The organism is Corallococcus praedator, assembly GCF_003612125.1.
GTDB lineage: Bacteria > Myxococcota > Myxococcia > Myxococcales > Myxococcaceae > Corallococcus > Corallococcus praedator.
Genome location: NZ_RAWI01000400.1, coordinates 1 through 8,279, shown reverse-complemented (window position 1 = coordinate 8,279; position 8,279 = coordinate 1). Strand labels below are relative to the sequence as shown.

Genomic DNA, 8,279 nt, shown 5'->3' with positions numbered 1-8,279 from the left:
AATTGGTGGTGTGCTACCCGGGGGGCGCGCGGGAGACCTTCAAACGCAGCCAGGGCCGCTACCGCCTGCGCTGGGAGCGCACGCTGGGGTTCGTCCGGCTGGCCATGAAGGCCGGGGTGCCGGTGGTGCCCTTCGCCGGCTTCGGCGTGGATGACACCTTCTTCTGGCCTCCGGGCGAGGACCGGCTGGGCTGGCGACTGGCCCGGGAGGAGAAGTACCGCGTGCCGCTGGTGATGGGTTTGGGGCCCCTGCCGCTGCCCGTGCAGCTCACCTTCGCCGTGGGGGAGCCCCACGAGCCCCCGCCGACGGGGGCGTCGGAGTCGCGCATCCAGGCCTTCCGTGACAGGGTGGCCGCCAGCGTCCGCCGCCTGCTATTGAGGGCCTGCCATGCTTGATGCCGCCTCCGCCGGGCCCCCCCGGCCTCGCACGCCGCCCCTGGTGCCGGATGTGGAAGACATCCAGCGGGGATATGACCAACTCCTGTGCGAGGAGCGCAGCGTCCGGGGCACGCCGGTGCGGCTGTTCACCTTCCCGCGCGGCAGCACGGATGTGTCACGCACGGTGGTGTGTCTTCCGGGCCTGGGTGCCAGCGGGCGGTCCTTCGCGCCCATGGAGCCGCTGTCGCAAGCGTACCGGCTGCTCTTGTGGACGCCGCCGCTCAAGACGCCCGCGACCCATACGCCGTTGCAGTGGAACCTGTCGGTGCTCAACCACCCGGAGGCCCTGCTGCCGGAGCGCTTCGCGCTGCTGGGGTCCTCCTACGGCAGCCTGGTGTCCATCGCGTATGCGCTGGAGCACCCGGAGCGGGTGAAGGCGCTGGTGCTGGTGTCGCCGGTGGCCAGCGTGCACCGGGTGCGGCGGCTGGCGCTGACGCTGTCCACGCTGGTGCGGGCGCCCCGGCCCCTGGCGTATGTCTTCGCGCCCACCGTGGCGCGGGTGCTGGGAGGCCGGTGGCTGCCCGCGGAGGGACGGGCGGAGATCGTCCGCGAGGCCCGGCGGCTGTCGTCGATGGAGCTGCTCCGGAGGCTGCGCGACATCCTGGCCGCGGACTTCCTGCACCGGCTGGGGGAGCTGCGGGTGCCCACGCTCATCATCGAGGGCGGACGCGACCTGCTGGTGCCTCCGTCGGCGGCGAGGAACGTGGCGGCGCACGTGCCCGGCGCGCGGATGGAGTTTCTTCCGACGGCCAGTCACCTGCCGTACATGAGCCATCCGGAAGCGTTCAATGCCCGCGTGTCGGACTTCCTCGCGCGGCACCCGGACTGAGCAGTCGTTATCTCTTCATGCGGGAGATGACACCTGCATGACGACCGCCGCCGACCACCTGTCCCGCTCCGCCCTGCTGTTCCTGTCGCGCCAGTCCAACCTGAAGGACGTGGCCACGCGGCTCAAACCCTTCCGCGAGCTGGCCTCGCGCTTCATCGCCGGCGAGACGCTGGAGGAGGCGGTGGACGCGGTGAAGGCGCTGACGGAGCGCGGGCTGATGGCCAGCTTCGACCACCTCAACGAGGCGGTGCGCACGCCCCAGGAGACGCGCGACGAGGTGCGGCACTATCAAAGGCTGCTCGCGCGCATCGACCAGGTGGGCGTGAAGGCCAACGTGTCGCTGAAGCTCACGCAGTGCGGCCTGTTGTTCGACAAGGGCCTGGCGCTCCAGAACGCGCGCGCGGTGGTGGCGGACGCGGCGGCGCGCGACTCGTTCGTGCGCGTGGACATGGAGGAGAGCGCCGTCACGCAGGCGACCCTGGACATCGTCAGGGATTTGCACGCGGAGTTCGGGGAGCCGCACGTGGGCGCCGTGCTCCAGAGCTACCTGCGCCGCACGGAGGCGGACGCGAAGGCCCTGTGCGCCGAACGCATCCGCATCCGGCTGTGCAAGGGCGCCTACCTGGAGGGTCCGCAGGTGGCCTTCCCGGACAAGAAGGACGTGGACGCCAACTTCGTGCGCTGCATGCGCATCCTGTTGGACAGCGGCGTGTATCACGGTATCGCCACCCATGATGAGCGGATGATTGACGCCACGCTCGCGCACGCGGCCCGTCAGGGTCTGCCGCGCGGGGCCTTTGAATTCCAGATGCTGTATGGCATCCGGCGCGACCTGCAGGAGCGGTTGGTGAAGGACGGGTTCCCGGTGCGTGTCTATGTCCCGTATGGGAAGCACTGGTACCCGTATTTCATGCGACGGCTGGCGGAGCGCCCGGCCAACCTGTGGTTCGTGATGCGCAACCTGATGAAGGGATAGACCCCCAGGGCCCCCTCTCGCACCGGGGGCCGTGGATACCTTCACGGACATGAAGAACCGATTCGCCGCCGCGGTCGTCGCCGGGGCCCTGGGGGGTGGGGTGCTGCGGGCGCTGGTGTCCGTGCGAAACCCCGCCCTGGGCCATCCACCGCCCTATGCGGCCCGCCGCATCGCGCACCGGCTGGTGAGCCGCTTCCTGCGCCGGGACCTGAGCAAACAGGAGGCGCGGGACTGGGCCTGGACGATGCGCGCCGTCTACGGCCCCATGCTGGGGCTGGCCTGGAGCGTGGCACGGCCCTCCGTGGCGCGGTGGCCGCTGGTGCCTCGGGGGCTGCTGCTGGGCCTGGGCGTGCTGGCGTTCGAGCACCTGGCGTTTCCGCTCCTCCGGGCCACCGCCCCGATGAACACCTGGACGGGTGAGGAGCACGCCTGGCTGGTGGCGCAGACGGCCGTGTTCGGCGTGGCGACGGAGGCGTCGCTGCGCGCGCTCGCGACGCGGTGAGGGGTGTCAGGGCCTGGGCGGCTTCGTCGGACCCGCCTTGCGGCCGAAGGGGTGACGGCGCTGGCGGGTCGGTTCGTGGGCGGTGTCCGGGCGTCCCTCCGCCAGCCAGGCGATGGCGTGGGCGGAGCTGGGGATGGTGAGCATCAGGAACGCGGCGACGAGCAGGCCCCGGAGGATGAGCTTCGCATCGCCGGTGGCGAGCGTGGCGCCCAGGACCACCAGCACCGCGCCGAAGGGCACCGCGCCCGCGGCGTGCACCCGCGTGAGCACCGACGGCAACCGGTACATGCCGATGATGGCCCCGGTGATGAAGAGCAGGCCCAGCGCCACCAGCGCGTCGGCGCCCCATTGCAGGAGGGCGGAGAGCATCAGCGCTCCTCCTCATCATTGCGGAAGGCGCGGCCGTGGTGCAGGAAGCGCGCGCCGGCCACGGTCTGCACGAAGGACAGCAGCGCGAGCACCAGCGCCGCGTCCAGGTAGCCGGCCTCGCCGCGCGTGGCACCGTACAGCGCCAGCACCGCGCAGATGACCAGGCCCAGGGTGTCCACCGCCATCAGCACGTCGGCGGCGGAGCGCTGTCGCGACGCCAGCAGCACCAGCGTGCCCAGCAGGCCCACCATCCAGAGGATGGCCAGGGTGAAGAAGGTCTCGTGCACCGTGCCCTCCCTTACGGAAACACCGCGCGCTGGTAGCGCTGGTAGAAGTTCTCCTGCTGCCGGCGCAGCTTGTCCGGATCCGAGGCGTCCAGCGCATGCATGCGCATCACCCGGCGCCCCCAATCCAGCTCCAGCAGCACCGTGCCCGGGGCCAGGGACATCACCCACGAGGACACCTGCACGCCTCGCGCGGTGCGCTCGCCCATGGGCACGTCCACCACGCCCGCGTGCTCCGCGCGGCCGTGGTGTCCGAAGACGACGCCCAGCACCTGCGCGCAGCTGCGCACCACCAGCACCCCCAGCGCCCAGCCGAAGCGCGGCAGGTGCAGCAGGCGCCGCCAGCGCACGCGCCCGCTGACGGCGGGGGGCAGGCCCGCCAGCGGGAACAGGCGCATCACGCCCGCGGACAGCACGGCGCCCACCGCGAGGTCCACCGGATGGAAGCTGCCCACCATCACCGCGTACAGCAGCGCCAGGGCCAGCACCTGCACGACGGCGCGGTGGCTCATGGCAATACCCCCAGCCCCGCGATGGCATCGCGCCCCGCGCGCAGCAGGGGCTCCGGCCAGAGGCCCGTGGCGACGAGCGCCAGGGACAGCGCGAACACCACCGCCCCCGTGCCCCGGTGCAGGGCCGCGCCCTCGCGCAGCCACTGTTCTCGCTGGTAGGCCCGGAACAGCGCCAGCAGCGACAGGATGCTCGCCAGCACCACCAGCCCCGCGAGCCACGAGTGGCCCCGCTCCAGCGCCGCCCTCAGGAGCCACGCCTTCGACCAGAAGCCCGCCGTGGGCGGCACGCCCGCCGTGCTGAAGGCCGCCACCGAATAGGCCCTCCGCGCGCGCTCGCCGCCCCGGTCCTGCGCGAGGAACAGCGCCGTCTTGTCCACCGAACCCGCCAGCGCCAGCGCCACCGCCGCGGACAGTCCCTCCCGTCCCCCCAGCCCCAGGGCCGCGATGATGAGCCCCGCCTGCGTGATGGACGCGTACGCCAGCACCTCGCGCGTGTCGCGCCGGGAGAGCGCCAGCACGGAGCCGTAGAGGATGCTCGACGCGCCCAATATCTCCAGCAGCGGACGGGCGCGCTCCAGCACGTGCGGCATCACGTCCGCGCCGAAGCGCAGCAGGCCATAGCTGCCGATGTTCGCCAGCGCCCCCGCGAGCAGCGCCGCCACCGTGGGGCCCGCGTCCCGGTACACGGCCGGCGCCCAGAAGTGGAATGGGAAGAAGCCCAGCTTCACACCGAACGCGCACAGCAGTAGCGTCCCCGGGACGTCCAGCGCATACGGCGCTCCCGCCTGTCCCCACGCGACGATGGACTGCATGTCCAGCGTGCCCGTCGTCAGGTACAGCATCACCACGGCGGTGAGGAACAGCGTGGAGCCCATCAGGTTCACCACCACGAAGGTGAACGCGGCGCGCAGGTTCCGGGCCTTCTCGCCGTAGGACGCCAGCGCGAACGCGGCCGTCATCGCCAGCTCGAAGAAGACGTAGAAGTTGAACGCGTCGGACGTGAAGAACACGCCCGTGAGGCCCGCGCCCAGGAAGACCACCAGCGAGGGGAAGCTGCGCGACGTGATGCCCCCCGCGACGTGCTCGTACACGAGCGTGCCCAGCAACACCGCCGTGGACACCAGCGCGTACACGATGGACAGCGGATCCGCGCGCATCCGGATGCCCACGCCCACCGGCCAGTCCCCGGTGACGAACTCGGGCGGGTGCGCGCTCCAGGCCTGGGGCAGCAGCAGCGCCGTGCACACCAGCGTCGCCGCGAGGCTCGCGATGCCCAGCCACGCCACCCACGCGCGCCGGCCGTCCATGAAGGCCAGCACGCAGGCCATCACCCACGGCAGGAGCAGCGGTCCCCAGAGCGGCATCAAGGGCCCCCCCTCTCCGTGTCGTGCACGCGCTTCACTTCCGCTTCCACCAGCCGGTCCGTGCGCAGCGAACCGTGCGCGCGCTGCGTGCGGTGCACCAGCGTGAGCAAGAGCGCGGACACCGCGAAGCCGATGACGATGGCCGTGAGCGCCAGCGACTGGAGCACCGGATCCGTCACCGGCCAGCCCTGCTGCACGTTCACCGCCTCGCCGCGCTCCGGGAACGAACCCGCCAGGATGAGCAGCACGCTGGAGTTGGTGATGAGCACCGTGCCGCACGCCACGCGCACCAGCTCGCGCTCCAGCACCAGGCGCACGCCACACGCGAACAACAGGCCCACCACCAGGGACGCGATGAGGATCATGGCCCTTCGTCCCCTCCGTGCGCCGTGCTGAGCGCGAAGCGGTCGATGACCGTCACCACCAGACCGAAGACAATGAGCATCAGCCCCCCTTCGAAGACGAGCGCGGTGTGCAGGTGGAACGCGCCCGCGCCCAGTTCGGGCTGTCCCGGACGGGGGAAGAGGCTCACCGGCGTGTAGCCCGCGAGCACCGGAAGGAACGCGGTGCCCACCACCAGCAAGAGGCCCACGCCCGCGAGCGGCGCCGCGTACCGCACCACCACGTAGCGCCGGGTCTGCTCCCGGCCCGTCACCACGTACTGCAGCAGCACCGCCAGCCCCGCCAGCGCCCCGGCCGGGAAGCCACCGCCCACCTCGCCGCCGCCCTTGAGCCAGAACGACAGCGCGATGATCAACGACGGCCACAGCAGCATGCGCGAAAGGGGCGGAACGAAGGAGCGCATGGGTCAGCCCTTCCCCTTGAGCTTCAGGAGGCTGGTGACGCCCAGGAGCGCGGCCAGCACGACGCTCATCTCCCCCACCGTGTCCAGGCCCCGGAAGTCGGTGAGCACGGCGGCCACGACGTTGGGCGAATGCGCGGCCTCCGCGAGCTTCACCGTCTGGGTCCCCACGCGGTCGGCCTGGAGATGGGACAGGGCGCTCCAGCTCAACAGGAAGCCGCTCACGCCCGCGATGCCGGCGGAGATGCGATCGCGGCCCCGTGGCTTCTGGGCCTCCGCCTGCGCGCGCACCAGCCGGCGGTCGGGCAGCAGCGCCAGCAGGCCCGCGAAGAGCAGCGTGAAGGTGGTCTCCACCAGCACGGAGGTGAGGGCCACGTCGGGCGCGGCGGCGAAGGCGAACACCATGGCCAGGCTGAAGCCCACGCAGGAGATGAGCAGCACCAGCACCAGGTGGTTGCGCGCGCGCAGCGTGGCCAGCGCCGCCGCGGACGCGAAGGCCAGCGCCATCACCAGCGTCACGTCCGCCCAGCCCACGCTGCCCGGGACGAAGCGGTCGCGCAGCGGCGTCACCCACAGCACCGTCATGCCCAGCAGACCCGTGGGCACCAGCACCGACGCCACCCGGTCGCGCAGGTCGCGCACCTCCTTCTCGTGCAGCCACGTGGACAGCCTGTCCAACTGGTGCAGCAGCACCCTGTAGCCTTGCGCGGGCCCGACCTTCGACGTGCCCTCCAGCACGCGCGTAAGGCGCGGTGTCCACGCCAGGCGCGTGGCGAACAGCACCGCGCCCAGGGCCCAGGCCCCCACGGCCAGCAGGTTCTCCGCGCGCGCATCCAGGTGGTACGCGAGCGCCAGCGAGGACGCCTCACCGCGCACCATGGAGGCGGAGGCCGCGGCCCGGGCGGGCGCGACGAGGAGGCCCGGCAAGAAGCCGCCCACCAGCACGGACGCGGCGAGCACCCCCACCGGGACGACGAGCAGTCGCGGCGCGGCGGGCACGTCTTGTCGCGGCCCTCCGAACAGGCCCCACCACAGGCGCAGCGTGTACGCGAGCGTCAGGCCCGCGCCCACGAGCCCCGCCGCCATGAACGCGGGGCCCCTCTCCACGAGCGCGTGGAAGAACACCTCGTCCTTGAAGAATCCCACGGTGAGGGGCAGCGCGGCGAGCCCCGCGGCGGCCACCGCGCTCGCGCCCGCGAGCACGGGCAGCGAGTGGCGCAGGCCACCGACCTCCGACAGCTTCTTCTTGCCCGTCACCTGCGTGATGGCGCCCACGGTGAGGAACAGGGCCGCCTTGCAGGGCGCGTGAGCCGCGACGTAGAGCGGCGCGCCCTCCGAACCCAGCGCCACCAGCACCAGCGCGTAGCCGTACTGCGCGATGGTGGAGTACGCGAGCACGCGCTTGAACGGATCCGCCACCAGGGCCATCAGGCTGCCCACCGTCATGGACAGGAAGCCGATGGCGAGCAGCCCGTCGCGCACGGCCACCGCCGGCGCGAACAGCGGGTAGAGGCGCTGGAGGAGGAAGACGCCCGCGGCCACCATCGCGGCCGAGTGCAGGTACGACGACACCGGCGTGGGCGCGGCCATGGCGCGCGGCAGCCAGAAGTGGAACGGCACCTGGGCGCTCTTGCCCAGCGCGCCCACGGCCAGACACACCAGCGCGCCCGTGGGTGCGGGGTCGTTCGCGGCGCGCTCGAAGACGAGCGGCAGGGAGAAGGTGTCGTACTGGAGCCCCAGCGCCATCGCTCCGGCGAAGAAGACGACGGAGGTGGCGCCGGTGAGCACCAGCGACAGCAGCGCGGCGGCGCGCGACTCCGGGTCTTCGCGGTCGAAGCCGATGAGCAGGTACGAGACGATGGTCGTGAGGTCCAGCGCCACGAACAGCAGCAGCAGGTCATCCACGGTGACGAGCAGCACCATGGCGGCCATGAACGACAGCAGCAGCACCTGGAAGCGCACCTCGTCGCGAGCGGGCCGACCCTCCTCCTCCAGGTGGTGCGGCATGTACGCGCGCGAGTACAGGACCACCACCGCGCCGACGGACAGCGCCATTGCCGCGTAGAGGCCGGACAGGCCATCCCGCGTGAACTCCAACGACAGGCCCCACGTCGGCGCCCAGGGCACCACGAGGCGCGCGGGCCCCAGCGTCAGCTCCCAGCAGAGCGCGACCAGCGCGGCCACGGCACAGGCCGCCCCCACCC

At 72.0% G+C, this 8,279-nt stretch carries 11 protein-coding genes; 4 read left to right on the top strand and 7 right to left on the bottom strand.

From position 1 onward, the window contains the following. The 4 genes from D7Y13_RS34110 to D7Y13_RS34095 all read left to right on the top strand — a co-directional run. On the top strand, positions 1–395 hold a 395-nt coding region (locus tag D7Y13_RS34110; protein WP_500683190.1), incomplete at its 5' end, for a lysophospholipid acyltransferase family protein. Then, entirely contained in the window at positions 388–1,266 is an 879-nt protein-coding gene (locus tag D7Y13_RS34105) for an alpha/beta fold hydrolase (protein ID WP_120534282.1), read from the top strand. The genes D7Y13_RS34110 and D7Y13_RS34105, both read left to right, overlap by 8 nt. A gap of 37 nt (positions 1,267–1,303) precedes the next feature. Then, entirely contained in the window at positions 1,304–2,242 is a 939-nt protein-coding gene (locus D7Y13_RS34100; protein WP_120583981.1) for a proline dehydrogenase family protein, read from the top strand. Between the two features lie 49 nt (positions 2,243–2,291). Next, entirely contained in the window at positions 2,292–2,744 is a 453-nt protein-coding gene (locus D7Y13_RS34095) for a hypothetical protein (RefSeq protein WP_147444316.1), read from the top strand. A gap of 6 nt (positions 2,745–2,750) precedes the next feature. On the opposite strand, the gene D7Y13_RS34090 is transcribed toward D7Y13_RS34095, so the two are convergent. From D7Y13_RS34090 to mbhE, 7 genes are all read right to left on the bottom strand, one after another. Next, positions 2,751–3,113 (bottom strand): cation:proton antiporter, encoded by a 363-nt coding sequence (locus D7Y13_RS34090; RefSeq protein WP_120534278.1) that lies wholly within the window; start codon positions 3,111–3,113, stop codon positions 2,751–2,753. Further along, positions 3,113–3,400, bottom strand: a complete 288-nt coding sequence (locus D7Y13_RS34085) for an MrpF/PhaF family protein (RefSeq protein WP_120534277.1) — start codon at positions 3,398–3,400, stop codon at positions 3,113–3,115. The genes D7Y13_RS34090 and D7Y13_RS34085 overlap by 1 nt, the downstream gene beginning before the upstream one ends. An 11-nt stretch (positions 3,401–3,411) precedes the next feature. Then, positions 3,412–3,909: a Na+/H+ antiporter subunit E gene (locus D7Y13_RS34080; protein ID WP_120534276.1), complete on the bottom strand. Its 498-nt coding sequence runs from the start codon at positions 3,907–3,909 to the stop codon at positions 3,412–3,414. Further along, the gene (locus tag D7Y13_RS34075; RefSeq protein WP_120534275.1) at positions 3,906–5,273 is read right to left on the bottom strand and encodes a complex I subunit 5 family protein; all 1,368 of its coding nucleotides are present in this window, start codon (positions 5,271–5,273) and stop codon (positions 3,906–3,908) included. The genes D7Y13_RS34080 and D7Y13_RS34075 overlap by 4 nt, the downstream gene beginning before the upstream one ends. Beyond that, positions 5,273–5,638 carry a sodium:proton antiporter gene (locus tag D7Y13_RS34070; RefSeq protein ID WP_120534274.1) on the bottom strand — a complete coding sequence of 122 codons (366 nt, stop codon included), beginning with the start codon at positions 5,636–5,638 and terminating at the stop codon, positions 5,273–5,275. The genes D7Y13_RS34075 and D7Y13_RS34070 overlap by 1 nt, the downstream gene beginning before the upstream one ends. Then, positions 5,635–6,078, bottom strand: a complete 444-nt coding sequence (locus D7Y13_RS34065; protein ID WP_120534273.1) for an MnhB domain-containing protein — start codon at positions 6,076–6,078, stop codon at positions 5,635–5,637. Before D7Y13_RS34065 ends, D7Y13_RS34070 begins: the two co-directional genes overlap by 4 nt. 3 nt (positions 6,079–6,081) lie before the next feature. Then, on the bottom strand, positions 6,082–8,279 hold a 2,198-nt coding region (gene mbhE / locus D7Y13_RS34060; protein WP_120630910.1), incomplete at its 5' end, for a hydrogen gas-evolving membrane-bound hydrogenase subunit E.

What these genes read in the sequence shown, in the direction of transcription:
- D7Y13_RS34105 (WP_120534282.1), top strand. Translation starts at nt 388, where the DNA reads ATGCTTGATGCCGCCTCCGCCGGGCCCCCCCGGCCTCGCACGCCGCCC.
- D7Y13_RS34100 (WP_120583981.1), top strand. Translation starts at nt 1,304, where the DNA reads ATGACGACCGCCGCCGACCACCTGTCCCGCTCCGCCCTGCTGTTCCTG.
- D7Y13_RS34095 (WP_147444316.1), top strand. Translation starts at nt 2,292, where the DNA reads ATGAAGAACCGATTCGCCGCCGCGGTCGTCGCCGGGGCCCTGGGGGGT.
- D7Y13_RS34090 (WP_120534278.1), bottom strand. Translation starts at nt 3,113, where the DNA reads ATGCTCTCCGCCCTCCTGCAATGGGGCGCCGACGCGCTGGTGGCGCTG.
- D7Y13_RS34080 (WP_120534276.1), bottom strand. Translation starts at nt 3,909, where the DNA reads ATGAGCCACCGCGCCGTCGTGCAGGTGCTGGCCCTGGCGCTGCTGTAC.
- D7Y13_RS34075 (WP_120534275.1), bottom strand. Translation starts at nt 5,273, where the DNA reads ATGCCGCTCTGGGGACCGCTGCTCCTGCCGTGGGTGATGGCCTGCGTG.
- D7Y13_RS34070 (WP_120534274.1), bottom strand. Translation starts at nt 5,638, where the DNA reads ATGATCCTCATCGCGTCCCTGGTGGTGGGCCTGTTGTTCGCGTGTGGC.
- D7Y13_RS34065 (WP_120534273.1), bottom strand. Translation starts at nt 6,078, where the DNA reads ATGCGCTCCTTCGTTCCGCCCCTTTCGCGCATGCTGCTGTGGCCGTCG.